Below are 25,513 nucleotides of genomic sequence, written 5' to 3'. Positions count from 1 at the left end.
GTCGATCGCGGCCTTGGCCATGCGGTCGATGCGGTCCGGCTGCCAGGGGCGGTGTTGTGGGCCGTGTTGCGGCCTGTTGTGCAGATCGGGGTGCGTGGGGTGTCATCCGCGGGTGCCCTCCTGCGCTTGCTCGTGCTCCAGCAGCAGGTCTTGCAACGCCTGACGGTAGTCGCCCGGCGCCTGCCACAGACCGCGCTGCATGGCCTCCAAAAGGCGCTCGAGCATGTCGCGCAAGGCGGCGGGATTGTGGGTGCGCACGAAGTCGCGCGTGCCAGCGTCCAGCACATAGGCATCGGCCACCAGCGCGTAGTGGTGGTCGCTCACCTGGCGCGTGGTGGCATCGAAGCCGAACAGGTAGTCCACCGTGGCTGCCATTTCGAAGGCGCCCTTGTAGCCGTGGCGCTTGGCGCCGTCGATCCACTTGGGGTTGGTGACGCGCGCACGCACCACCCGGCCGATCTCTTCTTTCAGGGTGCGGATGCGGGGCGCCTGCGGGTTGGCGTGGTCGCCGTGGTACAGGGCAGGCTGCCGGCCCGACAGGTGACGCACGGCGGCGGCCATGCCACCCTGGAACTGGTAGTAGTCGCTGGAGTCGAGCAGGTCGTGTTCGCGGCTGTCCTGATTCTGCGCCACCACGTCCAGGCCCTGCAGCCGGCGCGCGAGCGCATCGCCCGCGGGCTCGCCCGCGGCGTCCTGCCCGTAGGCATGGGCGCTCCAGCCCACGTAGGCGCGGGCCAGATCGCCGTCGTCCTGCCAGTCGCCGGTCTGGAACAGGCCGTTCAGGCCCGAGCCGTAGTGGCCGGGCGGTGCGCCGAACACGCGCCAGCCGGCCTGGCGGCGTGCAGCGGCCGCATCCACGCCCCGCTGCTGCAGCGCGGCGCATTCTTCGAGGATGCGGGCGCGGATGGGGTTTTCCTCGGCGTCCTCGGCCTCCAGCGCCGCCACGGCCTGCACGGCCGCATCGAACATCTGGACCGTGCCGGGGAAGGCATCGCGGAAAAAGCCGGAGATGCGCAGGGTGACGTCGATGCGCGGGCGGCCCAGCCCCACGCGCGGCACCACCTCGAAATCGACCACGCGCTGGCTGCCCGCCGCCCAGCGGGGCCGCACGCCGATCAGCGCGAAGGCCTGGGCGATGTCGTCGCCGCCCGTGCGCATGGTGGCCGTGCCCCAGACCGACAGGCCCAGCGTGCGCGGGTACTCGCCGTGCTCCTGCAGGTAGCGCTCCAGGATGCGCTGGGCGGACTGTTGGCCCAGCTCCCAGGCGGTGCGGGTGGGAATGGCGCGCGTGTCCAGGGTGTAGAAGTTGCGCCCCGTGGGCAGCACGTCGGGCCGGCCGCGCGACGGCGAGCCGCTCGGGCCCGGCGGCACGAACAGCCCGCGCAGGCCGCGCAGCAGCTGCCCCAGTTCTTGGTCACCGCACGCGTCCAGCGCGGGCGCCAGCGTGCCCTGCACCCGCGCTAACACGGCCTGCGTGCGCGGCCAGGCTGCGGCCGGCGCGCCGTCCTCCAGCAGTTGCTGGGCGAGCAGCTCCAGCCGCTCGCGCGTGTCGCCGTGGTGCCGCCAGGGGCTGGCGTCCACTGCCTGCAACGCTTGGGGCCGCGGTCCCTGCCAGGGCTGCGCCGCCTCGATCTGCAGCGGGTCGAAGGGATCGCCGGGCAACAGGTCGTCGGCCAGGGCCTGCAGCAGCCCCGCCTGAGCGCCCTGCCCGTCGCCAGCTGGGTAGCGGGCCAGCGCCAGCAGCGTGTCGCGCCGCTGGCGACCCGTCGGCGAGGCGCCGAAGACATGCAGGCCGTCGCGGATCTGCGTTTCCTTCAGCTCGCACAGGTAGGCGTCGATGCGCGCGAGGATGGCATCGTCGTCCGGCGCGCCGCCGGCCGGTGCGGCCAGGTCCAGCTCCTCGAGCAGGTGCTGGCGTCGCACCGCATCCAGGATCTGCCGGCGCAGCAGCGTGGCGCGGCGCGCATCCACCAGCAGCGCGTCGTAGTACTCGTCCACCAGGCGCTCTAGGTCCTGCAGCGGGCCGTGGTTTTCGGCGCGGGTGAGCGGTGGCATGAGGTGGTCGATGATGACCGCCTGGCTGCGGCGCTTGGCCTGCGCGCCCTCGCCCGGGTCGTTCACGATGAAAGGGTACAGGTGGGGCAGCGGCCCCAGGATCGCATCAGGCCAGCACGCCTGCGACAGCGCCAGGCTCTTGCCCGGCAGCCATTCGAGGTTGCCGTGCTTGCCCACGTGCACCACCGCGTCGATGGCGAACACGTCGCGCAGCCAGAAGTAAAAGGCCAGGTAGCCGTGCGGCGGCACCAGCTCGGCATCGTGGTAGCTTGCGTAGTCCTGCGCACCGGCAGTGTTCTGCCCTGGCGCCGCCGCATTGGCGCGCGCCGGCTGGATGCCAATGAACACATTCCCCTGCCGCAGGCCCGCGATCATGAAGCGGCCCTGGCGCAGCAGCGGGTCGGCCTCGGGCGGGCCCCAGCGGTCGTGGATGGCTTGCGCCATGCCCTCCGGCAACGCGTCCAGCCGCGCGCGATAGTCGGCCAGGGCGTAGCTCTGCCAGGCGGGACGCAGCGGCCACTGCGTGGGATCGTTCGCAATGCCCTGCTGCAGCACGCGCATGAGCACGTCGCCATCGGCCGGCACGGCCACGGCATCGCCCAGGGCGTAACCCTCGGCGCGCAGGCGCTGCAGGATGCCGATCACCGACGCGGGCGTGTCCAGGCCCACGCCGCTGCCCAGGCGCCCCTCGCTGCCGGGGTAGTTGGCCAGCACCAGCGCCAGCCGTTTGTCCGGGTTGGGAAGGCCCCGCAGCCGGCACCAGCGCTGGGCCAGTGCAGCGACGAACGCCACCCGGTCGGGCTCGGGCTGGTAGGCCACCACGTCGGCCTGCGTGAAGGCGCAGCGGTGCGACAGCCCCTTGAAGCTGATGGCGCGCGTGACGATGCGCCCGTCCATCTCGGGCAGCACCACCTGCATGGCGATGTCGCGCGGGCGCAGGCCCTGGCTGTCCGCCCACCAGTCCTCGCGGTTTCCGCCGCTGGCGATCACCTGCAGCACCGGTGCATCGCCCGCGAGCGCGGCCCCCTCCTCCAGCGCCGCGAAGGCCGTGGTGTTCAGCACGAGCTGCACCGCATGCTGGCGGCACAGGTCCTGCAGGGTGGACAGGCACAGCGGGTCCTTGAGCGAATCGAGCGCCACCGGCAAGGGATTGAGCCCCTGGCCGGCCAGCGCCAGCGCCAGCGCGTCGAACGCAGCGGTATTGCCCGCCATGAGGTGCGAGCGGTAGAACACCAGCGCCACCACCGGCGCGCCCGGCACCCAGGCCGCGCGCAAATCGTCGATGCCGGGCACGGTGTGCCCCGCCGGACGCGCCACGCCCAGCGCCGGCGGCACATGCACGGCGGCCTGCGGCAGGCTGCGCGGCGGCAGCGGCGCATCGCCATGGTCCAGCCCGTGGAAGGCCACCGCGCGCAGGAACTGCATCGCATTGCCCGCGCCGCCGGCGCGCAGGTACTGCCACAGCCCATGGCACACCGAAGGGGGCAGCGTGCTGCGCTCCACCAGGTGCGGGTCTTCCTGCAGGTCGCCCGAGAACATGGCCAGTCGCTGCCCCTGCCGGCGCGCGAGCGCGCCGATCTGCTGGATGCCGTAGGGCCAGGCCGATTCGGAACCCAGGTGGTCCACGATCACCACGCGCGCGTGGCGCAGCACCTCGTCCAGGTACAGGTCCAGCGACGCGGGCTGGCGCAAGTACAGCAGGTTGGCCACCCGCACCGAGGGAAAGCCCGGCTGCGTGCGCGCCAGTTCGGCACAGGCGGCCGAAAGCAGCGAGAGCGTGGTGTCGGCCGAACTGAGCACGACGATGTCCGCCGGGCTCTGGTCCAGGCGGGTGATGACGGTCTCGTCCTCGACGAAGCCGCCCGGGCGGGTGCTCAGCAGGTGCATGCGGGCGGGCCGGGCCGGACTATCGCGCCCGCATCAGGCGGCCACGCCGTCGAGCCCGGCCCGCAGCGCGGTGGCATCCAGCGCCTGGCCGATGAACACCAGCCGCGTGCGGCGGTCCTCGCCCTCGCGCCATGCGCGGTCGAAGTGGTGATCCAGGCGCCGGCCCACGCCCTGCAGCAGCCAGCGCATGGGCTTGCCCGGAATGGCGGCGAAGCCCTTCACGCGCAGGATGGCGTGCTGCTCCACGAGGCCCGCCAAGGCGGTCAACAGGCGGTCGCGGTCCACGGCCGGCAGATCGATCACGTGCGCGTCGAACTCGTCGTGGTCGTGGTCTTCTTCGTGGTCATGGTGGCTCTGGCGCTGGTCGATGGAGGCCTCGGACGCCTTGGACAGGCCCAGCAGCACATCCAGCGGCAGGCGGCCCTGCTCGGACTGCACCACCTTCACGGACGAGGGGATCTCCTCGCGCACCAGCGCCTGCACGCGGGCCAACGCATCGGCGTCCACCAGGTCGGTCTTGTTGAGCACGACCAGGTCCGCGGCGGAGAGCTGGTCCTCGAACAATTCATGCAGCGGCGATTCGTGGTCGAGGTTGGGGTCCGCGCGGCGCAGGGCGTCCACGGCCTGCGGGTTGGCGGCGAACTGGCCGCTGGCGGCGGCCGGCGTGTCCACCACCGTCACCACCGCATCCACAGTGAACACGTTGGCGATCTCCGGCCACTGGAAGGCCTGCACCAGCGGCTTGGGAAGGGCCAGGCCCGAGGTCTCGATGAGCACCGCATCAATCTGGTCGCGCCGCTCGGCCAGCAGCTTCATCACCGGGAAAAACTCTTCCTGCACCGTGCAGCACATGCAACCGTTGGCCAGTTCGTAGAGCGCGCCTTCGCGCTCGTTGCCCGCGTCGTCGCAGCCGATGCCGCAGCCCTTGAGGATCTCGCCGTCGATGCCGAGTTCGCCGAACTCGTTGACGATCACCGCGATGCGGCGGCCGTCGGCGTTGTCGAGGATGTGGCGCAGCAGCGTGGTCTTGCCGCTGCCCAGGAAGCCGGTGACGATGGTGGCGGGAATCTTGGACGTTTGCATATCGGTTCTTTCGGTGCCGCAGACGGCGTGACTGCGGAATTATCCGGGAACCCGCCGAGCCGTCTCCCGCGGGACAGGCGGCGCGGCCTGCACACCTCCCAAAGTGGAGCCTGCACCATAATCGTGACCCTGTGCCCTGCGGCGACGGGGCGTGCTGACAGGCATGCGGACCGCGCTCCCACCCCACGGCGGCACGGCCCTTTCGCCCGTCCCCTGCTCCACACCGAATCCATGAACCCTGAAGCCCACAACATCTGGCGCGCACCGCGCTGGGCCCTGGCCGTCCTGCTGGCGCTGCTGGGCATGCTGGGCCCATTTTCGATCGACACCTACATCCCCGCGTTCTCGGGGATCGCCGCCGCGCTGGGCGCATCGCCGGTGGAGATGCAGCAGACGCTGTCGGCCTACCTGTTCGGCTTCGCCTTCATGACGCTGTTCCACGGGGCGCTGTCGGACAGCTTCGGGCGCAGGCCCGTGGTGCTGTGGGGCATTGCCGTGTTCACCCTGGCGTCGGCCGGCTGCGCCCTGTCGGAGAGCATCGGCCAGCTGGTCATCTTCCGCGCGCTGCAAGGCCTTTCGGCGGGCGCGGGCATAGTGGTGTCGCGCGCGGTGATCCGCGACATGTTCCCGCCCGCCCAGGCGCAGCAGGTGATGAGCCAGGTCACCATCTATTTCGGTGTGGCACCGGCCATCGCACCCATCATCGGCGGGTGGCTGTTCGTGCACGCGGGGTGGCACAGCGTGTTCTGGTTCCTGACCGGCGTCGGCGCGACGCTCTGGCTGGCCAACTACCGCCTGCTGCCGGAAACGCTGCATGCCGAGCAGCGCCAGCCTTTCAATGCGCGGCACTTGCTGCGGGGCTACTGGGAGCTGGGCTCGAGCCCCCGCTTCCTGCTGTTGGCACTGGCCAGCGGTGTGCCGTTCAACGGCATGTTCCTGTACGTGCTGGCCGCGCCGGCCTTCCTGGGCGACCACCTGGGGCTGGCTCCCACGCATTTCTTCTGGTTCTTCGTGCTGACGATCTCGGGCATCATGGGCGGCGCCTGGCTCAGCGGGCGGCTGGCAGGGCGAATCGCGCCCAAGCGGCAGATCCGCCACGGCTTTCTGATCATGTTCTCCATGTCCATCCTGAACCTGCTGGCGAACTGGCTGTTCAAGGCGCACGTGTCCTGGGCGTTGCTGCCCATCGCTGTGTTTGCGTTCGGCTGGGCGCTCATGGTGCCCGTGGTCACCCTGCTGGTGCTGGACCTGCATCCGGAGCGGCGCGGCATGGCCTCGTCGCTGCAGGCCTTCGTGGGGTCGTCCGCCAACGGCCTGGTGGCGGGGGTCGTCGCGCCGCTGGTCATGCATTCCACGCTGTGGCTGGCCGGTGCCTCACTGGGAATGATGTGCGTGGGCCTGGGTGCCTGGGTTTACCTGCATCACCGTTGGCCGGACGTCGGCCGCACGGCATCGGCGGGCTGACCCGGAACGGGCATGCCCCGCCGGACGCAGCGCGAGCCGCCGGCTCAGTTGCCCCGGCGGCGATCCGTCTCGCGGGCCTGGTAGTAGCGCATCTTCTCGGCGTACATGGCCTGGTCCGCCCGGTTCACCGCGGCCTCCAGCTGGTCGCCCGACGAGGCACTCGACGTTCCCATGGATAGGCTCAGCGGCCGGCCGGGGTAGAACTGGTTGTTCAGGTCCAGCAGCGAGCTGATGCGTTCCATGAGGGAATGCGCACCGCGTTCGTCGGTGGCGGGCATCAGCACGGTGAACTCGTCGCCGCCGATGCGCGCGGCGCATGCCGGCGCATCCACGGCCTTGGCCAGCACCTCGCCCACGCGGCGCAGCATGGCGTCGCCGGCCGCATGGCCTTCTTCGTCGTTGATCGACTTCAGGCCGTTCATGTCGATCACGAGAACGGCCACCGGCCAGGGGCCCTTGCGCGTGAGCCGGTTCAGTTCCTCGACATAGAAGGCCCGGTTGCGCAGCTGGGTCAGCACGTCGTGCTTGCCCAGGTATTCCAGGTACGCCTCCGCCTTCTTGCGCGCGGTGATGTCCACCAGCGAAAGCAGCACCATGCTCCAGTCGTGCGCATGCTCGGGCAGGATGGCGAATTGCATATGGATGTTCACGGCATCGCCGGAGAGGGAGTAGTTCACCACCTCGCGCTGCTGGAAAAGCCTGCCGTCCCACAGGTCCAGCAACTGTTCCGCAAAGGACTCCTGCATTTCCCCGCGGAACACCTTGCCGATCTGGTGCAGCAGCATCTCCTTGGAGTCGGCCCCGAACATCGACAGGGTTTCCTGATTGACGTCGATCACGCGGATTTCGTGCATGCACCGCACCACGAACTCGGGGTGCACCTTGAGGAAGGTCTTGAAATCGCGGATGCCCTGCGAACGCACGTCATCCAGCAGCCGCTTGACCGCGCTGAAGTCCTCCACCCACAGCGACACCGGCGAATTCTCGAAGAGACCGCGCGCATACAGTTCGCTCTCCTTCAGGGCACGGCTTGCCTGGTGCTGCGCGGTGTTGTCCTCCAGGGACACCAGCACGCGGCTCCAGTCGTCCTCATGCCCGGGCAGGATGCGTCCGCGGATCTGCACGTCGAGCCGGCGGCCATCGAGCGTGTAGTTGACCGCCTGGTTGGAAAACTCGGTCGCCCCGGACCACAGCTGCAGGATCTCGGGCAAGGCCTGCTCGTGCATGTCGTCGCGAAACACCTGTCCGAGAGAGGCCTCCAGCGTGGCCTGGTCCGGCGCGGCGAACAGCTCCAGCGTCCGCTGGTTCACCTTGATGACCTTGAGGCAATGGCTGTACTGCCGCAGGCAGGAGGGGTCGTTTCGGACGTGCTCGGCGATGTCTTGCACCCCTTCGCTGCGCCAGCGGGCAAAGAGTTGCTTGAGCGCGCTGTAGTCCTCCAGCCAGAGCGACACGGGCGCAAGGTCGAACATGTGTTCGAAGTCCGCGTCCGAGGACGAGGGCAAAGAAGACGGCATCGGGAACCTCCAATCAAGCGGACGATTGTCGGGCAGACGCCGACCGTACCGTTCCATCGTGTGGTCCGCCCATAAAAAAAGCCAACCCCGAAGGGTTGGCTTTTGCAGTCAGCGGCAGTCCGCGCGCCGATCAGCGGGCAGGGCGTGCAGGGCGCTTGCGTGCATCGTGCGGCACGAAAGGCTTGCCGCCGCCGGCTCCGGGCTTCGCGAACGCCGGCTTGCGGGGAGCGAACTCGCCACGGGGGGCAAAATCACCACGCGGAGCGAAGTCGCCGCGCGGAGCGCCGCCTTCGTTGCGGCCACCACCGAAGCCATTGCCACGGGCTGCGTCGCCGAAGCCGGGCTTGCGGCCATAGCCATCGCCATCGCGGCGGGCACCACCGCCGAAGCCGCGGTCATCGCGCGGAGCGGCATGGCCGCCAGCACCTTGGTAGCCGCCACCAGCAGCACGGGGAGCGGGAGCACCACGGCCACCGAAACCGCTGCGGTCGTTGCCCGCAAAGCCGCCACCGAAACCGCCACGGCCTGCGCCGGCCGGCTTGCGATCGCGCGAGAAGCCGTCACGGCTCTCGTAGCCACCCTGGCGGCCACGGCCACCGAACTCGGGACGGGCCTGCGGCGCGCGTTGCTGCGGCTCCAGGCCAGGCACCACTTCCGACTTGAACTGCTGCTTGCTGTAGCCTTCGATGTCGAAGATCTTGCGGCGATCGCGGAACTCGGCGAACGTCACCGCCAGGCCATCACGGCCTGCACGGCCGGTGCGGCCGATGCGGTGGGTGTAATCCTCAGCCTTCATCGGCAGGCCGTAGTTGAACACGTGCGTAATCGTGGGCACGTCGATGCCGCGGGCAGCGACGTCGGTGGCCACCAGCACCTGCACCTGGCCGCTGCGCAGCGCCATCAGGCGGCGGTTGCGAAGGCCCTGGCTCAGGGCGCCATGCAGCGCCACGGCCGAGAAGCCTTCCTGCTGCAGATCGTTGGCCAAGCCGTCGCATTCGACTTGCGTGCTGGCGAACACGATGGCCTGGTTGATCGTCGTGTCACGCAGCCAGTGGTCCAGCAGCTTGCGCTTGTGCTGGGCGTTGTCGGCCCAGAACAGCACCTGCTTGATGTTGGCGTGCTTTTCCTGCGGGGAGTCGATCTGGATCTTCTTCACCGAAGCGCCGTTGTCGTGCATCACACGCATGGCCAGTTGCTGGATGCGCGGTGCGAACGTGGCACTGAACATCATGGTCTGCTGGCGCTGGGCGGTCAGCTGGTTCAGTTCGGCCAGATCGTCCGAGAAGCCGAGGTCGAGCATGCGGTCGGCTTCGTCCACCACCAGGAACTGCACCTGGTCGAGCTTGATCTGCATCGAGCGTTGCAGATCCAGCAGGCGGCCGGGCGTGGCCACCACGAGGTTGGCGTTCTGCAGCTTGGCGATCTGCAGTTGGTACGGAATGCCGCCCACCACATTGGCCACGCGCAGGCCGCGGCAATGCTTGACCAGTTCGATGGCGTCATGGGCCACTTGCTGGGCCAGTTCGCGGGTGGGGCACAGGATCAGGGCGCCAGGGGCGGCAGCCTTGAAATTGCGGGGATTGGTCGGGTCCTTGCGCTTGCGCTTGGGGGCCGGCTCGCCACGGGCCAGGGCTTCGGCAACGGAACGGTCGAACTCGTCGCGGGCGGCCGCATCGGCTTCGGCCTGCTGGCGGATCAGCGTGTGCAGCACGGGCAGCAGGAACGCGGCGGTCTTGCCGCTGCCGGTCTGGCTCGAAACCATCAGGTCGATGAACTGGCTGGACTCATCGCCCGAACCCATGGCCAGGGGAATGGCACGCTCCTGAACACCGGTGGGCTGGGTGTAGCCCAGGTCGGCCACGGCCTGCACCAGTTCGGGGGCCAGGCCCAGACGCACGAAGCCGTTGGGCAGCGCGGGTGCCGCGTCTTCCGCCACGGCGGCGGATTCAGTGGATTCGATGGATTCGCCGGTTTCGATCGCGGACGATTCCAGCGTTTCAACGGCCATGGAAGATTCAGCAGGCGCGAATTCGCCCTGCACTTGCAAAGTGTCGGTCATATTTTTCTCACACGAAGACGGCCGCAGGCGTGGCCTGCGGAGGCTTCGTCAATGGTTAAAAAACATCAACCATCAAACGAAACCAGCGCCAGCATGTTGCTGGGCAGGTGGGCATTAGCGCGGGATCCAGGCTGAAGGGTTCAGCAGGCCGCAGGCCCAGTGTGTGAAGGGAGATGCACAAACTGCGCGATATTTCCGCGCAGCCGGCGATTATTGCACGGCTGGGGTTTTCCCGCAATGCAATCGGTTAAATAACGCGTTAGAGCCGCCCTGCCCGAATCGAACGATCCGCGTGCGTTGCAGCCCCGCAATGAGCGCCCCCAGCGCTCACAGCGCCAGCAGGTGGGTGCGGTAGTGAGCGAGTTCGTCGATCGACTCGTGCACATCCGCCAGGGCGGTGTGCCGCTGCGCCTTCTTGAAGGTGGTGTAGGCCTCGGGCTTCCAGCGCTTGGCCAGTTCTTTGAGGGTGCTGACATCCAGGTTGCGGTAGTGGAAAAACGTTTCCAGCCGCGGCATGTACCGGACCAGAAAACGGCGGTCCTGCCCGATGCTGTTGCCGCACATGGGCGCCGTGCCCTTCGGCACATAGCGCGAGAGGAATTCGATGATCTGTTGCTCTGCCTCGGCTTCGGTCACCGTGGATGCGCGCACCTTGTCGATCAGGCCGCTGCGGCCGTGCGTGCCCTTGTTCCATGCGTCCATTCCGTTGAGCAGCGCATCCGACTGGTGAATGGCGAACACGGGGCCCTCCACACGAGGGCTGAGGGTCGGTCCCGTGACCACGACGGCGATCTCCAGCAGGCGGTCGGTTTCCGGGTTCAAACCGGTCATTTCGCAGTCGAGCCAGACGAGGTTCTGGTCGGATTTGGGTAGCACAGGCACAGTGGGGTTGGCGATATCGGACATGGCCGGCATTGTCGCCGATGGCCTAAACTCGCCGGACATGCCCACCCCTGCCCCTTCCGCGCTGCTCGCGCCCTCCACCCTTCTCACCCTGCTGTTCGCCGCCTTTCTGGTGGCGGGGCTCGCACTCCGGTTCTGGCTGGCATCGCGCCAGATCCGCCATGTGGCCCGGCACCGCGACGCCGTGCCTGCCGCGTTCGCCAACCGCATACCACTCACAGCCCACCAGAAAGCGGCCGACTACACCATCACCAAGGCCCGCTTCGGCCTGCTGGAGATGGCACTGGGCGCCGCGGTGCTGCTGGGCTGGACCCTGCTGGGCGGACTGGATGCACTGAACCAGTTCCTGCTCGATGCACTGGGTGGCGGCATGGTGCAGCAATTGGCGCTGCTGGCGGCCTTCGCGGCCATCAGCGGGTTGATCGACCTGCCCGCCACGCTCTACCAGACCTTCGTGATCGAGCAACGCTTTGGCTTCAACCAGATGACGGTGCGCCTGTGGCTGGCAGACCTGGCCAAGTCCACCTTGATGGGCGCGGCCATCGGCCTGCCCATCGCGGCACTGATCCTGTGGCTCATGGGCGCGGCCGGCCCCCTGTGGTGGCTTTGGGCCTGGGGCGCGTGGATGGGGTTCAACCTGCTGCTCATGGTGGTGTATCCGATCTTCATCGCGCCGCTGTTCAATAAATTTCAGCCGCTGGAAGACGAATCCCTCAAGGCCCGCGTCACGGCCCTCATGCAGCGTTGCGGCTTTGCAACCAAAGGGCTTTTCGTGATGGACGGCAGCCGCCGCAGCGCCCATGCCAACGCCTATTTCACGGGGTTCGGCGCAGCCAAACGCGTGGTGTTCTACGACACCCTGCTGCGCCAGCTGTCCCCTGGCGAAGTCGAGGCGGTGCTGGCCCATGAGCTGGGGCATTTCAAGCACCGCCACATCGTCAAGCGCATCGTGAGCCTTTTCGCGCTGAGCCTCGCGGGCTTTGCGCTGCTGGGCTGGCTTTCCACGCAGGGCTGGTTCTACACGGGGCTGGGCGTGCTGCCCAACCTGTCGCTGGAAGGCGTGGCCGGCTCTGCGCCCAACGATGCCCTGGCGCTGCTGTTGTTTTTGCTGGCGGTGCCGGTGTTCACCTTCTTCATTTCCCCGTTGTTTGCGCAGCTGTCGCGCCGCCACGAGTTCGAGGCCGATGCTTATGCCGTGGCCCAGACCAACGGCAGCGACCTCGCCACGGCCCTGCTGAAACTTTACGAAGACAATGCCTCCACCCTCACGCCCGATCCGGTGTACGTGAAGTTCTATTACTCGCATCCGCCGGCCACCGAACGGCTGGCGCGCATGCCCAACCTGGCCCCGACACCATGACTTCGATGCTCAAGAAAAAAGACTGGTCCACGCAGACGCGACGTGCTTTGACGGCGACGGAAATCGTCGCCAAGCTGGCCGACCTCGACGGCTGGAAACTGACCGGCGACGGCGCAGATGTGGCCATCGAAAAGACCTACCGCTTCACCAACTACTACGAGACCATCTCGTTCGTGAACGCCGTGGCCTTCGTCGCCAACGCGCAGGACCATCACCCGGACCTGTCGGTGCACTACAACCGCTGCGTGGTGCGACTGAATACGCACGACGTGAATGGCATCTCGGCGACCGACATCGAATGCGCATCGCGCTTCGATGGCCTGCTCGCCGCATGACCACACCCCTTCCCCGCCATGGCTGAGCGCAGCGCCCTGTTCGACGGCATCGTGGTGGCCAGCCACGGCCGCCATTGCCTGGTCGAGTCGCCCGACGGCCAGTGCCGCATTTGCCATCCCCGCGGGAAAAAGAGCCAGGCCGTGGTGGGCGATCACGTCCTTTGGCAGGCCGCGCCAGCCGGCCAGGGAGACGAAGGCACCATCGAGAAGGTCAAGGAGCGCCGCAACCTGTTCTACCGGCAGGACGAAATCCGCACCAAGTCCTTCGCCGCCAACCTGGACCAGGTGCTGATCCTGATCGCCGCCGAACCCGTGTTCTCGGAGAGCCAGCTGGCCCGTGCGCTGATCGCTGCGGAAGCAGAGCGCATCACGCCGATCATCGCGTTGAACAAAAGCGACCTGGTCGAGCCCTTCGCGCGGGCGTGGGAGCGGCTGCTGCCCTACCGCCACATGGGCGGTAGCGCGGCGGACGGCCACCACTATGGCGTGATGCCGCTGTCGCTGTCCGAATCGGGCGAGGTGGACAAGGCCGCACTGATGGAGCGCCTGTCGGGCAAGACCACGCTGGTGCTCGGCCCGTCGGGCTCGGGCAAGAGCACGCTCATCAACCTGCTGGTGCCGGGCGCCACGGCGCTCACAGGCGAGATCTCCCAAGCGCTCAACTCCGGCAAGCACACCACCACCACCACGACCTGGTACTGGGTAGATGCCGAACGCCGCACCGCCCTGATCGACTCGCCGGGCTTCCAGGAGTTCGGCCTGCACCACATCGGACCGGCCGATCTGCCGCGCTACATGCCCGACATCGGCCTGCATGCCCAGGGATGCAAGTTCTACAACTGCACGCACTTGCACGAGCCCGGCTGCGCGGTCATGGCGCAGGTGGACGGATTGCAAGGCGAATCACGCACCGGCGCAGATTCCATCAGCGCGAATCGCTATCAGATTTATAGCAACCTGTTTGCCGAGCTGAGCGAGCACCGGCATTGGTGATGGGACGGAACGGCGGCGCTCAGTCCCGGCACTCGACGTACCACCCCAGATAGTCGCTCCAGGCCGGCTCGTGCTCGGCCTCCAGCACGGGGGGGTCCATGCCCGGCACCGCTTCGGCAGCGCGCCGCGCGGCCTCCAGGGCGTGGTCGGCGCTGGTCACATAGCAATGCACCGTGCGGGTGCCACCGCGCAGCACGATGTGGCTGCAGATGCCTTGCTGGTACATGGTGGCCGCATTGACCCAGGCGTCCTCGAAATCCTGCGCCTGCTGCAGCGCGGACTTGTCCTGCGCCGGCAGGCTGGCCTGCACGCGCCAGCCGAAATCCGCGCGGGACACCAAGGCATTGGCGCTCAGATTGACCTGCACCATGATGGGATCGCCCTGGGCATCCCGCCCCTCCAGCGCGGCCCAGCGCACCGGCTCGGGCGGATAGACCGCCGAGCGGCCCAGGGTCTCACGCCAGAAGGTGTCGATGCGCGAAACGCTGTCATCGAGCGACGCGGGCTCCCAGTCCTCGAAGCCCGCGTCGTCGCTGAGCCCATCGGTGTCGAATTCCACCACCCCGACCTTCACCGAAAAATCGTACTCGCCCAGCATATGGTCGAGCAAGATGAACGCCATGTGGCGGGCATGGTCCTGCAGGTCCATGGGCACGGGCTTGGAAAACGAAAGCGCCAATGCGATGCGTCCATCGATCTGGCCCACGCGCACCAGCAGCTCATGGGTGGCCAGGTCGAATCCATCCATGCGCATGCCGAAGCCGCCGGGCATCCGCTGGCGGAAGGCCTCCACCCGCCATGGCAACTGCGCCGGTGCCTGTGCGGTCAACGCCTGCACATCGGCAAACCGTTCGGCACTCCCATGGGCCGTAAAAACCAGCCGGGCCAGGCCTTCCACGGGCCCCTCCTTGCCCGCGCCGGCCACCTCCACCGTGACCCCGGGAACGCAAGGCTCCAGCAGGGCATTGAGGCGCTCCATGAACGGAACGGACTCCAGGCCCTGCAAATCGGCCTGTTCGCCCAGGACCGCAGCCCAGAAGCGGTCCGCGGCGGCGGACATCTCCTGCGTGGAAGGCTCGCGGGAGGGGGATTCAGATCGGTTCATGGACAGTCCTGGTGGCACCTGCTCGGGGGCAGGGCATCGGTAACGAACAAGGCCGCGTCAAAGGCGGAGCGACTTCGCCGCAAAACTTCAAAAAGAAGCCCGGCTCAGCCCAGCAACCGGGCCAGGGTCAGCAGGGCGAGCAGCAGCATCCATACCACGACCGAGCGCCAGACCAGGCCGACCACGCTGCGCAAATGCCCCACTTCGGGCTCCCGCCCCGGCGTGACGTCGCTGCTTGCGGCCTCGATGTCACCATCGAAGCCGGCGGGCGAGAGCGGGTCCACCCGCGCCCGCAAAGCCTCACCGCCCAGGCGCACGTTGATGGCGCCGGACGTGGCCGCCAGCACGACGCCATCGTTGTCGTTGGGAAAGCGCTGCGCATGGAAGCGCCAGCCATCGATAGCCTCTTCGAAACTGCCCACCACGGCGAAGCTGAGGGCCGTCAGGCGGGCAGGCAACCAGTCGATCACGGTCCAGGACCGCGCCGAGGCGCGCTGCAACGATGCGCTGGCCGGATGCGGGCTGCCGGCCTTCCAGTAGCGCGAGACGAATTCAGCCAGCCGGTAAAGCACCGCACCGGTCGGCCCCAGCCCCAATGCGGCCAGCACCGAAAAACAGGCGAGCACGCCGAACACGTGGCGGTGCGCGGCGATGACGGAATACTCGACCACGTGCCGCACGATCTCGCTGCGGGGCAGTTGGCCCACGTCCACCTGCTGCCAGGCCGCGAGCCGGGCCCGCGCGCTGTCTTCGTCGCGCTCTTCCAGCGCATCTCGGATATTGGTGAAATGGTGGCTGAACTGCCGGAACCCGAGGGTGACGTAAAGCACCGCGACATTCCAGACCACCGCCGCCGGCCAGCCCACGCCGTAGAACAGCAGCCAGTGCACCGCCAGCACCGCGAGCGAAGGCACCAGCACGGCGAGCGCCCATGCCACCCACCCGTGGTGGGCCTTGCCCGCATCGAAGTTGCGGCTGATCGACAGCGCCCAGGCGCGAACGCCCGCATGGATGGGGTTGCTGCGCGCCAGCGGGCGTGCCTGCTCGATCAGCAACGCGAACAGGATGGCAAAGAAACTCATGGTGGGCAATGATAGCGGCCCGGTTCGGTGCCCAGCCGTCATCGCCACCGGAAAGATCGCCCGATGTCAGGCCAGCATGAAACGGTAGAAATTGCGCAGCATGCCCGCTGTCGCGCCCCAGATGAAGTGCGTCTTGCCGGCGGCATCCTCATAGGGCATGGAAAACCATTCGCGGGTGACCCCTTCCCATTCGAACGCATGGCGCCGGTGGTGCGACGGATCGAGCAGGTAGTCCAGCGGGACCTCGAACACGTCCGCCACTTCGTAGGCATTGGGATTCAGCGTGCAATCGGGCTCCACCAGAGCGACCACCGGGGTGATGCTGAACCCGGTGCCCGTCCTGTACGTGGCCAGTTCCCCCAGCACCTCCACATACCGCCCCTCCAGGCCGACCTCCTCCCAGGCCTCGCGCAGCGCCGTGGCGGCAGGGTTGGCATCTTCCGGGTCGGCGCTGCCGCCGGGAAAGGCCACCTGGCCGGAGTGCGTGGACAGGTGCACGGTGCGCTCGGTGAGCAGCACCGTCGCGCGTTCGCGCATCACGATCGGGATCAGCACGGCGGCATGGCGCAGCGGCCGGTCGGTGAAGGCACGCTCATGCACGACCTCTGGCACCCACGCCGGCGCCGAGGCGAAGCGCAGCCGCAGCGCTTGCGCCGTTTGCGCCGCAGCGGGAACGCGGGGGAGATGGGCGTCCACCCCCAGTACGGGCACGCGACGCGGGTCGAACTGCGGCAGCGAGGACAGCGGAGCGATCACCGAAGGCATGGAAGGTGAAGGGGACGAAGAATCTGGCGGCGTCATGGAGTGGGCCTGGTCGGCCAAGCGGCCAAAGAAAAAGCCGCTACGGCTTGCGCTGTAGCGGCTTCGGGGCAGTGCGCAAGGCGCCTTATGCGGCTGCGACCGGCGCGGCCTTGACACGCGAAGGCAGCTTTTCCTTGATACGTGCCGACTTGCCGCTGCGTTCACGCAGGTAGTACAGCTTGGCACGGCGCACATCGCCACGGCGCTTGACTTCGATGTTGGCGATCAGCGGGCTGTAAGTCTGGAACGTACGCTCCACGCCTTCGCCGCTGGAGATCTTGCGCACCGTGAAGCCGCTATTCAGGCCGCGATTGCGCTTGGCAATCACCACGCCTTCGTAGGCCTGCACGCGCTTGCGGGTACCTTCCACCACGTTCACACTCACGATGACCGTGTCGCCAGGGGCGAATTCGGGAATGGTCTTGTTCAAGCGGGCGATTTCTTCCTGCTCGAGAGTCTGGATCAGATTCATGTTTGCATCCAACGATCATGTCCGCGCCAAGATTGGCAAGCGTCGGGATTGACGTGGGGTGCTTTCGCAGCAAAGGCGAAAGCGGCCGGCCAGAGGATCGAAAAGCCCGCGATTATAGCAAGTTGCCGTTCTTTGCCAAAACGGCCTCGTCCGCCTTGCCCAAAAGCCCGCGCGCGCGCGCCGCGTCGATGAGCTCGGGACGGTGCTGCGCGGTGATCGACAGGCGCTGATCCCGGCGCCAGCGCTCGATCTGCACATGGTGGCCAGAGAGCAGCGGCGCAGGAACCCGCAGGCCGTTCCACTCTTCGGGCCGGGTGTAGTGGGGGCAGTCGAGCAAGCCGTCGAGCGCCTCGTTGAAGCTGTCGAACTGGTGGCTCCCCTCATCGTTCAGCACGCCCGGCTGCAGGCGTGCGACGGCATCCAGCAGGGCCATGGCCGGGATCTCGCCACCCGACAGAACGAAATCGCCCAGGCTGAGCTGCATCTGCACATGCGCGTCGATGAAGCGCTGGTCGATGCCCTCATACCGCCCGCACAGCAAAATGGCGCCCGCACTGCCGGACCAGCGGGTCACGCCCGCGTGATCGAGCACCTGCCCGGTCGGCGAAAACAGCACCACCGGGGCTGCCTGCCCCGCCGCCTCGGCCCGGTCGGCCCGAATGGCCGCCAGGCACCGCGACAAGGGCTCGGCCATCATCACCATGCCGGGGCCGCCCCCAAAGGGCCGATCGTCCACCCGGCGGTAGTTGCCTTCGGCGTGATCGCGCGGGTTCCACAGCCGCACCTCGACCTGGCCCGACGCATACGCGCGCCGCGTCACCCCGCTGGCCAGAAACGGCGCGAACAGCTCGGGAAACAGGGTGATGACGTCGAAACGCATGGGCAGAGGGGGCCAGGGCCGCCGAAGGAATGGCGACGCGGCCCGTCCTTCAATCGGTCGGTCGATCCATCAGTAGTCGGGTTGCCAATCGACCGTGATGCGGCGCTCGGCCAGCTCCACCTTGTCGACGAAGGCCGAGACGAAGGGAATCATGCGCTCCTGCGCCTTGCCCTCGTGTTCGTAAGCCAGCACCAGCGTGGTCTGCGGGCCGGTGGAGAGCAACTCGCGCACCGTGCCGAGGTCCACGCCCTCGCGGTTGACGACCGCCAGGCCGATCAGGTCGACCCAGTAGTACTCGTCCTCGGCGGCGGTCGGAAAGCTCGAGCGGGGCACGAAGATGCGCGCGCCGCGCAGCGCCTCGGCCGCATCGCGATCATCCACGCCCTGGGCGGTGGCGACCACCGTATCGGAATGTTCTCGCGCCTGCTTCACCGCCAGCACCACCGTGCCTTCGAAGAAGCTCTTGGCGCCTTTTTCGCTGGGCTGAAGAAACCAGCGCTTGGAGGAAAACAGCGCTTCCGGATCGGCGCTGTAAGGCAGCACCTTGAACCAGCCCTTCACACCCCAGGCATCGGCAATGCGGCCGATCTCCACCGCATCGGACGGCAATTCGGCAGGCTCAAGAACGGGCAGATTGGGCATGGTGTGCAACGGGGTTTCGGAAATGAAAAAAGGCGGGGCCCGTCAGAAAAACCAACGGAACCCGCCTTTTGTCCGGAGGACGCGGATCAGGCAGCCTTCTTGGCGGCCTGCTTGATCAGACGGTCCACGGTGGGCGACGACTGGGCGCCGACGCTCTTCCAGTAGGTCAGACGGTCTTGCGCAATGCGCAGACCTTCTTCGCTTTCCTTGGCCGTGGGGTTGTAGAAACCCAGGCGCTCGATGAATCGGCCATCGCGGCGCACACGCTTGTCGGCCACGACGATGTTGAAAAACGGACGACCTTTGGAGCCGCCGCGGGAGAGTCGAATAACGACCATAATGAATCCTTCGGGTGGTCGCAGCGTAAAGCTGCATGGTTTTTTGCTGCGTTGAGACACGCGACATGGCCACCCGGCCAGCGACACGCTGCAAAGCCCGCGATTATAGCCACTTCACCCCACATGCCCACCATCCGCGACAGCCGCAGCGAAGATATCGCTGCCATCACCGCCATTTACCAACACCACGTCCTGCACGGCACCGGCACCTTCGAGGTGGACCCACCGACCGAAACCGACATGGCCACCCGCCGCGCCGACGTGCTGGCCCGGGGCCTGCCCTACATCGTGGCGGAAAAGGATGGCCAGGTTCTCGGCTTCGCCTACGCCAACTGGTTCAAGCCCCGCCCGGCCTACCGCTTCTCGGCGGAAGACTCCATCTATGTCGCCGACACCGCCCGGGACATGGGGTTGGGCCGCAAGCTGCTCGATGTGCTGGCGCAGCAGGCGGAGGCGGCGGGGGTTCGCAAGCTGCTCGCGGTGATCGGCGATTCCGCCAATGCCGGCTCCATCGGGGTACACCGCGCTGCCGGCTTCACCGAGATCGGCGTGATGCGCTCGGTGGGCTGGAAGTTCGGCGCCTGGCGCGACATCGTGCTGATGGAAAAGACCCTGGGCGCGGGCGACACCACGTCGCCGGAATGAACGCCTTGCCATGAAAAACAAGACCGTCGCCGCATGGCTGGCCTTCGTCGGAGGGCCCCTGGGGCTGCACCGCTTCTATCTGCACGGCCTGTCGGACATGCTGGGCTGGCTCCTGCCCATTCCCACGGCGCTGGGCATCTACGGCATCCAGCGCGTGCAGGCGATGGGGCAGGACGACCACGCCAGTTGGCTGCTCATCCCGCTGCTGGGCTTCACCATCGCGGGCTGCGCGCTGCGCGCCATCCTCTATGGACTGATGACGCCCGAGCAATGGAACGCCCGCTTCAACCCGGCCGCGGCACCGGACGCCGCTCCGGGTCGCACGCACTGGTTCACGATCTTCGCCATCGCCCTGTCGCTCCTGGTGGGCACCGCGGTGCTGATGGCCAGCCTGGCCTTCAGCTTCCAGCGCTACTTCGAATACCAGATCGAAGAGGCCCGCAAGATCTCCCAGTGACGGCATTGGGCACCAAATATGCCCAACGCCTTAGAAAATCATGCGGCGGTAGCTATTAAAACAATAGCAAACCACCCCTGGATCGCGATCAGTAGAGCTGCAGGCTGACCCAGTAGGCGATGGCCGCCACGAACGCGCTGGCCGGAATCGTCAGGATCCACGCCCAGACGATGTTGCCCGCCACGCCCCAGCGCACGGCGCTGGCGCGCTGGGTGGAGCCCACGCCCACGATGGCGCCCGTGATGGTGTGGGTGGTCGACACCGGAATGCCCAGCGCCGTGGCGACGAACAGCGTCATCGCCCCGCCCGTCTCGGCACAAAAGCCGCCCACGGGCTTGAGCTTGGTGATTCTCTGGCCCATGGTCTTGACGATGCGCCAGCCGCCGAACATGGTGCCCAGCCCGATGGCCAGGTAGCACGACACGATGGTCCAGGTGGGCGGCGAGGCGTCGGATGCCGACGCGTAGCCCGTGGCGATCAGCAGCAGCCAGATGATGCCGATGGTCTTTTGCGCATCGTTGCCGCCATGGCCCAGGCTGTATGCACCCGCGGACAGCAGCTGCAGCCGGCGGAACCACTTGTCCACCTTGTTCGGACGCGCGCGGCGGAAGATCCACGCCACCGCCACCATCATCAGCGAGCCCAGCAGAAAGCCGAGCAGCGGCGAGACGAAGATGAACGCCACCGTCTTCAGGATGCCGGCCGAGATCAGCGCCCCCGCGCCCGCCTTGGCGATGACCGCGCCCACGATGCCGCCGATCAGCGCATGCGACGAGCTGCTCGGAATGCCGTAGTACCAGGTGATGACGTTCCAGGTGATGGCGCCCACCAGGGCCCCGAAGATCACGTGCGTGTCCACCACGCCGGGCTGCACGATGCCCTTGCCGATGGTGGCGGCCACGCTCAGGTGGAAGATGAAGATGGCGATGACGTTGAAGAACGCGGCGAAGAGGACGGCCTGGGTCGGCTTGAGCACCCCGGTGGAGACCACGGTGGCAATCGAGTTGGCGGCGTCGTGAAACCCGTTCATGAAGTCGAACAGGATGGCCAGCGCCACCAGCAGCATCACGACCCACAGGGCGGTTTGGACGGTTTCCATGCGTAGAGAGCGTGTATTTCTTCTGGCAGGCCGGGATCAGGAGTTCTCGAGGATGATGCCCTCGATGTGGTTCGCCACGTCTTCGCACTTGTCGGTGATCGTCTCGAGCAGTTCGTAGATCGCCTTGAGCTTGAGCACCTCGCGCACGTCGGGCTCTTCGCGGAACAGTTTGCTCATGGCGCTGCGCATCACGCGGTCGGCGTCGCCCTCCAGGCGGTCGATTTCCTCGCAGGTCTTGAGCGCGGCCTCGGCCACGGCCGGATCGGCGATCTTCTCCAGCAGCTTGACGGCGTCGCGCACGCGTTCACAGCACTTGAGGCTGATGTCGGTCAGGCGGGTGATCTCTTCGGTCATGTGGCGCACGTCGTACAGCGCCATGGTTTCGGCCGAGTCCTGGATCAGATCGGCCACATCGTCCATCGTGTTGATGAGCGAATGGATCTGCTCGCGGTCGATGGGGGTGATGAAGGTCTTGTGCAGCGAGCGGTTGACCTCGTGGGTCACACGGTCGGCGGCGCGCTCGGCGTTGTCCACGTCCTGGTTGTACTTGTCGCGCAGGTGGGGATCGTTGTAGTTGGCCACCAACTGCGAAAAAGCGCGGGCGGCCTCGACGATGCGGTCAGCATGCTGATTGAACATCTCGAAAAAATTGCCCTCGCGGGGCAACAGCTTTCCAAAAAACATGCGGACTCCTGAACAGACGGACCCATCGCCCACGGTCGCCACGGATGTGACAGGACGATGACACTTTTGCGAAAGGCGCGAGTTTAACCGCGCCGTTTGCATGCACTGCGGCCCATCGTGTGCCGACGGGCGGCGGCGGGCGTGTCAGGCAACTCCTACAAACATCGCGCCGCGCTGCCCACATGACCCTGGCGAGGCGCGGCTTACATTGAATCGGCAGTCTTTGATCCGCCCTCTTTCAGACGCTCAGACGCAACCGCCTCTTTCATCGCCATGCCAAAGGATTTCCCCATGAAACACACGCTTCGCGTTCTTCCGTGCGTTCTCGCGCTTGCGTTCGGTGCCGTCACCGCCCACGCGCAGACGGCCAATCGCGCCTCCAACCGCGACTCGTTCATTCCCAGCACGCAGCAAGGCTACGTCGGCCTGAGCGGTGGCCAGTCCAAATACGATCTGCGCAGCGGCACGGGCGGCTTCGCGTTCGACGACAACGACACCGCCTGGAAAATCTACACCGGCGGCTATTTCAACCAGAACTTCGGCATCGAGTTCGGCTACCTGAACTTCGGCAACGCCACCCGCGTGGGCGGCGAGACCAAGGCGCAGGGCCTGAACCTCAGCCTGGTCGGCCGCCTGCCGCTCAGCGAGCAGTTCGACGTGTTCGGCAAGGTCGGTACCACCTACGGCCGCACCAAGACCTCGGGCAACCCCGGCTTTGGCGTGACGACCGGCGACGACAACGGCTTCGGACTGTCGTATGGCGCCGGCGTACGTTGGGCGTTCAACCCGCAGTGGGCGGCCGTGGTCGAATGGGAGCGCCACCGCCTGAACTTCGCCGATGGCAAGTCCGATGTGGACATGACCACGGTGGGCGTGCAGTACCGCTACTGAGCGCGCGGGTACGCACGCGTCCCCCAACGAAAAGGGCCCTTCGCAGGGCCCTTTTTTCGTGCGCTTCACGCGCATTCATCCCGATTCCAGACGCCGGCCTTCATGCGCCGGCTGGCAGCGCATGGAGGCAGCGGTGCAGGGGGCTCACTCGCCCAGGTAAGCCGCCCGCACGCGCGGATCGCTCAGCAGCTGCTGGCCGGGGCCCGTCATGGTGATGAGGCCCGACTCCATCACGTAGCCCCGGTCGGCCAGTGCCAGCGCGCGGCTGGCGTTCTGCTCCACCAGGACGATGGTCACGCCCAGGGCGTACACGTCGCGCACCACCTCGAAGATCTTGTCCACCATGATGGGCGACAGGCCCATGGAGGGCTCGTCCAGCAGCAGCACCTTGGGCTGGCTCATCAGCGCGCGGCCCATGGCCAGCATCTGCTGTTCGCCACCCGACATGGTGCCGGCCAGTTGGTCCTTGCGCTCGCGCAGGCGCGGGAAGATGGTGAACATCTTCTCGATGTCGGCCGCGATGCCGGCCTTGTCGTTGCGGATGTAGGCGCCCATCTGCAGGTTCTCGGTGATGGTCATGCGCGCGAACACGCCTCGGCCTTCCGGCACCATCACGAGGCCCTTCTTCACCAGGTCCCAGGCGCCCTGCCCCCGGATGCTCTTGCCCAGGTACTCGATGTCGCCATCGGCGAACGGCAGCGTGCCCGTGATGGCCTTCATGGTGGTCGTCTTGCCGGCGCCGTTGGAGCCGATCAGCGACACCAGCTCTCCCTCGCGCACCTCGAAGTCCACACCCTTCACGGCCTGGATACCGCCGTATGCCACCTTCAGGCCCGAGACCTTGAGCAACACGTTGTTGGATTTTTCGGCCATTCTCAATGTCCTCCGGTGCCCAGGTAGGCCTCAATCACTTTTTCGTTCTTCTGCACGGTGGCAGGCGTGCCTTCGGCGATCTGCTTGCCGTAGTCGAGCACCGTGACGCGGTCGCACAGGCCCATCACCAGCTTCACGTCGTGCTCGATGAGCAAGATGGTGCGGTTGTCGTTGCGGATGCGGTCGATCAGCTCGCGCAGCTGCACCTTCTCGGTCGCGTTCATGCCGGCGGCCGGCTCGTCGAGCGCGATCAGCTGCGGGTCGGTGGCCAGGGCGCGGGCGATCTCCAGGCGGCGCTGGTCGCCGTAGCTCAGGGTGCGCGCCTTGTAGTCGGCGAACTTGCCGATGCCCACGTAGTCGAGCAACTCCTGCGCCCGGCGGGCGATCGCGGCCTCTTCTTCCTTGAAGCCCTTGGTGCGCAGCACGGCGCCCAGCAGCCCCGACTTGGTGCGGATGTGCCGCCCCACCATCACGTTCTCCAGCGCCGTCATTTCGGCGAAGAGGCGGATGTTCTGGAACGTGCGGGCGATGCCCGCCTTGGCCACTTCGTGCACGGCCGTGGGCTGGTAGGGCTTGCCTGCCAGCTCGAAGCTGCCGCTGTCGGGCGTGTAAAGACCGGTGATCACGTTGAAGAACGTGGTCTTGCCGGCGCCGTTGGGACCGATCAGGCCGTAGACCTGACCCCGTTCAATCGTGATGCCGACGTCGGACAGGGCTTGCAAGCCGCCGAAGCGCTTGGAAATGCCGGCGACCTTCAGCACCACATCGTTGGATTTCTCTGCCATTTCTAACTTTCAGTGCTGTTCAGGTCTTTTGCGTCAGGCTCTTGCCATGGTCGGGCGCGGGCCACAGGCCGCGGGGACGCAGCAGCATGATGATGATCATGGCCAGCGCGATCAGCAGCTGGCGCAGGATGGCGGAGTCGAGGCGGCCGTCCGTCATGGCCTGCAGCGGACCGGCCACGTAGCGCAGCACTTCCGGCAGGGCCGACAGGAGCACGGCACCCAGGATCACGCCGGGGATGTGGCCGATGCCGCCCAGCACCACCATGGCGACGATCATGACCGACTCCATCAGGCTGAACGATTCGGGCGACACGAAGCCCTGGAAGGCACCGAACATGGCGCCGGACACGCCGCCGAACGAAGCGCCCATGCCGAAGGCCAGCAGCTTCATGTTGCGGGTGTTGATGCCCATGGCCTTGGCGGCGATCTCGTCTTCGCGAATGGCCATCCAGGCGCGGCCGATGCGCGAGTCCTGCAGGCGATAGCAGATGATGACGCTCAGCACCACCAGCACCAGGAACAGGTAGTAATACAGCGTGACCGACGAGATGTCGAACCCGAACACCTCCAGGCGCTTGCCCAGGTCGAGCCCGAAGACCTTCACCGAATCGATCTGCCCGATGCCCTTGGGGCCGTTGGTCAGGTTGACGGGGTGGTCCAGGTTGTTCAGGAAGATGCGGATGATCTCGCCGAAGCCCAGCGTCACGATGGCCAGGTAGTCCCCGCGCAGCTTGAGCGTGGGGGCCCCGAGCACCGCCCCGAAGATCGCGGCCACCAGCGCCGCGAGCGGTATGACCAGCCACAGCGACGTGTGCAGCCCGTTGGGGAAAATGGCCGCGAACGACGCGAAGGTTTCCGAAAGGTGCGGCGATGCCATCAGCGCGAACAGGTAGGCCCCGACGGCATAGAACGCCACGTAACCCAGGTCCAGCAGGCCGGCGTAGCCCACCACGATGTTCAGGCCCAGGGCCAGCAGCACATAGAGCAGTGCCAGGTCGGCGATGCGCACCCAGGCGTTGCCGAAGTACTGCAGCATGAAAGGAAGCAGCAGCAGCGCGATGCCGCCGACGATCCACTGTGCGGTTTTGTTTTGCTTCATGACA

At 66.9% G+C, this 25,513-nt stretch carries 24 protein-coding genes; 7 read left to right on the top strand and 17 right to left on the bottom strand.

Annotation, left to right across the window (positions count from 1 at the left end; translation table 11 throughout):
- Nucleotides 1–102: 102 nt before the first annotated feature.
- Nucleotides 103–3,942 (bottom strand): cobaltochelatase subunit CobN, encoded by a 3,840-nt coding sequence (gene cobN, locus AVTE2539_RS03780; RefSeq protein WP_284408404.1) that lies wholly within the window; start codon nucleotides 3,940–3,942, stop codon nucleotides 103–105.
- Nucleotides 3,943–3,975: 33 nt separating this feature from the next.
- Complete coding sequence (gene cobW / locus AVTE2539_RS03775; protein WP_284405816.1) at nucleotides 3,976–5,025, bottom strand: cobalamin biosynthesis protein CobW; 1,050 nt, start codon at nucleotides 5,023–5,025, stop codon at nucleotides 3,976–3,978.
- A 231-nt stretch (nucleotides 5,026–5,256) separates the two neighbouring features.
- Here cobW and AVTE2539_RS03770 point away from each other — a divergent pair, with 231 nt between their 5' ends.
- On the top strand, nucleotides 5,257–6,489 hold the full coding sequence (locus tag AVTE2539_RS03770) for a multidrug effflux MFS transporter (RefSeq protein WP_284405815.1): 1,233 nt from the start codon (nucleotides 5,257–5,259) through the stop codon (nucleotides 6,487–6,489).
- 44 nt (nucleotides 6,490–6,533) lie between these two features.
- On the opposite strand, the gene AVTE2539_RS03765 is transcribed toward AVTE2539_RS03770, so the two are convergent.
- From AVTE2539_RS03765 to orn, 3 genes are all read right to left on the bottom strand, one after another.
- The gene (locus AVTE2539_RS03765; RefSeq protein WP_284408403.1) at nucleotides 6,534–8,006 is read right to left on the bottom strand and encodes a sensor domain-containing diguanylate cyclase; all 1,473 of its coding nucleotides are present in this window, start codon (nucleotides 8,004–8,006) and stop codon (nucleotides 6,534–6,536) included.
- Between the two features lie 130 nt (nucleotides 8,007–8,136).
- Nucleotides 8,137–10,065, bottom strand: a complete 1,929-nt coding sequence (locus tag AVTE2539_RS03760; RefSeq protein ID WP_284395092.1) for a DEAD/DEAH box helicase — start codon at nucleotides 10,063–10,065, stop codon at nucleotides 8,137–8,139.
- A 327-nt stretch (nucleotides 10,066–10,392) separates the two neighbouring features.
- Nucleotides 10,393–10,971: an oligoribonuclease gene (gene orn / locus AVTE2539_RS03755; protein WP_284405812.1), complete on the bottom strand. Its 579-nt coding sequence runs from the start codon at nucleotides 10,969–10,971 to the stop codon at nucleotides 10,393–10,395.
- 37 nt (nucleotides 10,972–11,008) lie between these two features.
- Here orn and AVTE2539_RS03750 point away from each other — a divergent pair, with 37 nt between their 5' ends.
- From AVTE2539_RS03750 to rsgA, 3 genes are read left to right on the top strand one after another with little or no spacing between them, the layout of a single operon-like run.
- Entirely contained in the window at nucleotides 11,009–12,328 is a 1,320-nt protein-coding gene (locus AVTE2539_RS03750; RefSeq protein ID WP_284408402.1) for a M48 family metallopeptidase, read from the top strand.
- Nucleotides 12,325–12,663, top strand: a complete 339-nt coding sequence (locus AVTE2539_RS03745) for a 4a-hydroxytetrahydrobiopterin dehydratase (RefSeq protein WP_284408401.1) — start codon at nucleotides 12,325–12,327, stop codon at nucleotides 12,661–12,663. Before AVTE2539_RS03750 ends, AVTE2539_RS03745 begins: the two co-directional genes overlap by 4 nt.
- A gap of 18 nt (nucleotides 12,664–12,681) precedes the next feature.
- Nucleotides 12,682–13,656 (top strand): ribosome small subunit-dependent GTPase A, encoded by a 975-nt coding sequence (gene rsgA / locus AVTE2539_RS03740; RefSeq protein ID WP_284408400.1) that lies wholly within the window; start codon nucleotides 12,682–12,684, stop codon nucleotides 13,654–13,656.
- Nucleotides 13,657–13,675: 19 nt separating this feature from the next.
- Here rsgA and AVTE2539_RS03735 read toward each other — a convergent pair whose 3' ends face one another.
- The 7 genes from AVTE2539_RS03735 to rpsP all read right to left on the bottom strand — a co-directional run bounded on the left by AVTE2539_RS03735 (nucleotide 13,676) and on the right by rpsP (nucleotide 18,976).
- Nucleotides 13,676–14,761 (bottom strand): hypothetical protein, encoded by a 1,086-nt coding sequence (locus AVTE2539_RS03735; RefSeq protein ID WP_284408399.1) that lies wholly within the window; start codon nucleotides 14,759–14,761, stop codon nucleotides 13,676–13,678.
- 104 nt (nucleotides 14,762–14,865) lie between these two features.
- The gene (locus tag AVTE2539_RS03730) at nucleotides 14,866–15,843 is read right to left on the bottom strand and encodes a CobD/CbiB family protein (protein WP_284395104.1); all 978 of its coding nucleotides are present in this window, start codon (nucleotides 15,841–15,843) and stop codon (nucleotides 14,866–14,868) included.
- A 66-nt stretch (nucleotides 15,844–15,909) separates the two neighbouring features.
- A complete protein-coding gene (locus tag AVTE2539_RS03725; RefSeq protein WP_284408398.1) occupies nucleotides 15,910–16,608 on the bottom strand; it encodes a CoA pyrophosphatase in 699 nt (232 codons plus the stop codon).
- A 121-nt stretch (nucleotides 16,609–16,729) separates the two neighbouring features.
- Nucleotides 16,730–17,116 (bottom strand): 50S ribosomal protein L19, encoded by a 387-nt coding sequence (gene rplS / locus AVTE2539_RS03720; RefSeq protein ID WP_272548681.1) that lies wholly within the window; start codon nucleotides 17,114–17,116, stop codon nucleotides 16,730–16,732.
- 112 nt (nucleotides 17,117–17,228) lie between these two features.
- Nucleotides 17,229–17,996: a tRNA (guanosine(37)-N1)-methyltransferase TrmD gene (gene trmD / locus AVTE2539_RS03715; protein WP_284408397.1), complete on the bottom strand. Its 768-nt coding sequence runs from the start codon at nucleotides 17,994–17,996 to the stop codon at nucleotides 17,229–17,231.
- 69 nt (nucleotides 17,997–18,065) lie between these two features.
- Nucleotides 18,066–18,638: a ribosome maturation factor RimM gene (rimM, locus tag AVTE2539_RS03710; RefSeq protein ID WP_284395110.1), complete on the bottom strand. Its 573-nt coding sequence runs from the start codon at nucleotides 18,636–18,638 to the stop codon at nucleotides 18,066–18,068.
- 86 nt (nucleotides 18,639–18,724) lie between these two features.
- Nucleotides 18,725–18,976: a 30S ribosomal protein S16 gene (rpsP, locus tag AVTE2539_RS03705; RefSeq protein WP_272564613.1), complete on the bottom strand. Its 252-nt coding sequence runs from the start codon at nucleotides 18,974–18,976 to the stop codon at nucleotides 18,725–18,727.
- 123 nt (nucleotides 18,977–19,099) lie between these two features.
- On the opposite strand from rpsP, the gene AVTE2539_RS03700 reads away from it, so the two are divergent.
- Together AVTE2539_RS03700 and AVTE2539_RS03695 are read left to right on the top strand one after the other, a co-directional pair.
- Nucleotides 19,100–19,621 carry a GNAT family N-acetyltransferase gene (locus AVTE2539_RS03700; RefSeq protein WP_284408396.1) on the top strand — a complete coding sequence of 174 codons (522 nt, stop codon included), beginning with the start codon at nucleotides 19,100–19,102 and terminating at the stop codon, nucleotides 19,619–19,621.
- Between the two features lie 10 nt (nucleotides 19,622–19,631).
- Entirely contained in the window at nucleotides 19,632–20,078 is a 447-nt protein-coding gene (locus AVTE2539_RS03695; RefSeq protein ID WP_284395115.1) for a TM2 domain-containing protein, read from the top strand.
- An 88-nt stretch (nucleotides 20,079–20,166) separates the two neighbouring features.
- Here the strand turns inward: AVTE2539_RS03695 and AVTE2539_RS03690 are convergent, their stop codons facing one another.
- Both AVTE2539_RS03690 and AVTE2539_RS03685 read right to left on the bottom strand, forming a co-directional pair.
- Complete coding sequence (locus AVTE2539_RS03690) at nucleotides 20,167–21,177, bottom strand: inorganic phosphate transporter (protein WP_272564616.1); 1,011 nt, start codon at nucleotides 21,175–21,177, stop codon at nucleotides 20,167–20,169.
- A gap of 36 nt (nucleotides 21,178–21,213) precedes the next feature.
- Nucleotides 21,214–21,861 carry a DUF47 domain-containing protein gene (locus AVTE2539_RS03685; protein WP_092740846.1) on the bottom strand — a complete coding sequence of 216 codons (648 nt, stop codon included), beginning with the start codon at nucleotides 21,859–21,861 and terminating at the stop codon, nucleotides 21,214–21,216.
- Between the two features lie 291 nt (nucleotides 21,862–22,152).
- Between AVTE2539_RS03685 and AVTE2539_RS03680 the strand changes: the two genes are divergently transcribed.
- Nucleotides 22,153–22,752, top strand: a complete 600-nt coding sequence (locus AVTE2539_RS03680; protein WP_284395121.1) for an outer membrane beta-barrel protein — start codon at nucleotides 22,153–22,155, stop codon at nucleotides 22,750–22,752.
- 144 nt (nucleotides 22,753–22,896) lie between these two features.
- Here AVTE2539_RS03680 and AVTE2539_RS03675 read toward each other — a convergent pair whose 3' ends face one another.
- The 3 genes from AVTE2539_RS03675 to AVTE2539_RS03665 are packed head-to-tail and all read right to left on the bottom strand — an operon-like array spanning nucleotide 22,897 to nucleotide 25,509.
- Nucleotides 22,897–23,625: an ABC transporter ATP-binding protein gene (locus AVTE2539_RS03675; protein ID WP_272564618.1), complete on the bottom strand. Its 729-nt coding sequence runs from the start codon at nucleotides 23,623–23,625 to the stop codon at nucleotides 22,897–22,899.
- A 2-nt stretch (nucleotides 23,626–23,627) separates the two neighbouring features.
- On the bottom strand, nucleotides 23,628–24,410 hold the full coding sequence (locus AVTE2539_RS03670) for an ABC transporter ATP-binding protein (protein WP_272548690.1): 783 nt from the start codon (nucleotides 24,408–24,410) through the stop codon (nucleotides 23,628–23,630).
- Between the two features lie 19 nt (nucleotides 24,411–24,429).
- Nucleotides 24,430–25,509, bottom strand: coding sequence for an ABC transporter permease subunit (locus tag AVTE2539_RS03665; protein ID WP_284408395.1), 1,080 nt, complete (start codon nucleotides 25,507–25,509; stop codon nucleotides 24,430–24,432).
- Nucleotides 25,510–25,513 lie beyond the last annotated feature (4 nt).

This window comes from Acidovorax sp. SUPP2539, from assembly GCF_030158975.1.
Taxonomy (GTDB): Bacteria; Pseudomonadota; Gammaproteobacteria; order Burkholderiales; family Burkholderiaceae_C; genus Paracidovorax.
Note: the sequence above shows the minus strand (reverse complement) of the source record. Positions and strands in the feature narration are given on the sequence as shown.

Coding starts and splice junctions, on each gene's coding strand:
- AVTE2539_RS03670 (WP_272548690.1), bottom strand. CDS start 24,410: ATGGCAGAGAAATCCAACGATGTGGTGCTGAAGGTCGCCGGCATTTCC.
- AVTE2539_RS03690 (WP_272564616.1), bottom strand. CDS start 21,177: ATGGAAACCGTCCAAACCGCCCTGTGGGTCGTGATGCTGCTGGTGGCG.
- AVTE2539_RS03750 (WP_284408402.1), top strand. CDS start 11,009: ATGCCCACCCCTGCCCCTTCCGCGCTGCTCGCGCCCTCCACCCTTCTC.
- cobW (WP_284405816.1), bottom strand. CDS start 5,025: ATGCAAACGTCCAAGATTCCCGCCACCATCGTCACCGGCTTCCTGGGC.
- AVTE2539_RS03730 (WP_284395104.1), bottom strand. CDS start 15,843: ATGAGTTTCTTTGCCATCCTGTTCGCGTTGCTGATCGAGCAGGCACGC.
- AVTE2539_RS03735 (WP_284408399.1), bottom strand. CDS start 14,761: ATGAACCGATCTGAATCCCCCTCCCGCGAGCCTTCCACGCAGGAGATG.
- AVTE2539_RS03745 (WP_284408401.1), top strand. CDS start 12,325: ATGACTTCGATGCTCAAGAAAAAAGACTGGTCCACGCAGACGCGACGT.
- AVTE2539_RS03700 (WP_284408396.1), top strand. CDS start 19,100: ATGCCCACCATCCGCGACAGCCGCAGCGAAGATATCGCTGCCATCACC.
- trmD (WP_284408397.1), bottom strand. CDS start 17,996: ATGCGTTTCGACGTCATCACCCTGTTTCCCGAGCTGTTCGCGCCGTTT.
- rplS (WP_272548681.1), bottom strand. CDS start 17,116: ATGAATCTGATCCAGACTCTCGAGCAGGAAGAAATCGCCCGCTTGAAC.
- AVTE2539_RS03765 (WP_284408403.1), bottom strand. CDS start 8,006: ATGCCGTCTTCTTTGCCCTCGTCCTCGGACGCGGACTTCGAACACATG.
- rpsP (WP_272564613.1), bottom strand. CDS start 18,976: ATGGTCGTTATTCGACTCTCCCGCGGCGGCTCCAAAGGTCGTCCGTTT.
- AVTE2539_RS03680 (WP_284395121.1), top strand. CDS start 22,153: ATGAAACACACGCTTCGCGTTCTTCCGTGCGTTCTCGCGCTTGCGTTC.
- rimM (WP_284395110.1), bottom strand. CDS start 18,638: ATGCCCAATCTGCCCGTTCTTGAGCCTGCCGAATTGCCGTCCGATGCG.
- AVTE2539_RS03725 (WP_284408398.1), bottom strand. CDS start 16,608: ATGCCTTCGGTGATCGCTCCGCTGTCCTCGCTGCCGCAGTTCGACCCG.
- AVTE2539_RS03665 (WP_284408395.1), bottom strand. CDS start 25,509: ATGAAGCAAAACAAAACCGCACAGTGGATCGTCGGCGGCATCGCGCTG.
- AVTE2539_RS03675 (WP_272564618.1), bottom strand. CDS start 23,625: ATGGCCGAAAAATCCAACAACGTGTTGCTCAAGGTCTCGGGCCTGAAG.
- cobN (WP_284408404.1), bottom strand. CDS start 3,942: ATGCACCTGCTGAGCACCCGCCCGGGCGGCTTCGTCGAGGACGAGACC.
- AVTE2539_RS03760 (WP_284395092.1), bottom strand. CDS start 10,065: ATGACCGACACTTTGCAAGTGCAGGGCGAATTCGCGCCTGCTGAATCT.
- AVTE2539_RS03695 (WP_284395115.1), top strand. CDS start 19,632: ATGAAAAACAAGACCGTCGCCGCATGGCTGGCCTTCGTCGGAGGGCCC.
- AVTE2539_RS03770 (WP_284405815.1), top strand. CDS start 5,257: ATGAACCCTGAAGCCCACAACATCTGGCGCGCACCGCGCTGGGCCCTG.
- AVTE2539_RS03685 (WP_092740846.1), bottom strand. CDS start 21,861: ATGTTTTTTGGAAAGCTGTTGCCCCGCGAGGGCAATTTTTTCGAGATG.
- orn (WP_284405812.1), bottom strand. CDS start 10,971: ATGTCCGATATCGCCAACCCCACTGTGCCTGTGCTACCCAAATCCGAC.
- rsgA (WP_284408400.1), top strand. CDS start 12,682: ATGGCTGAGCGCAGCGCCCTGTTCGACGGCATCGTGGTGGCCAGCCAC.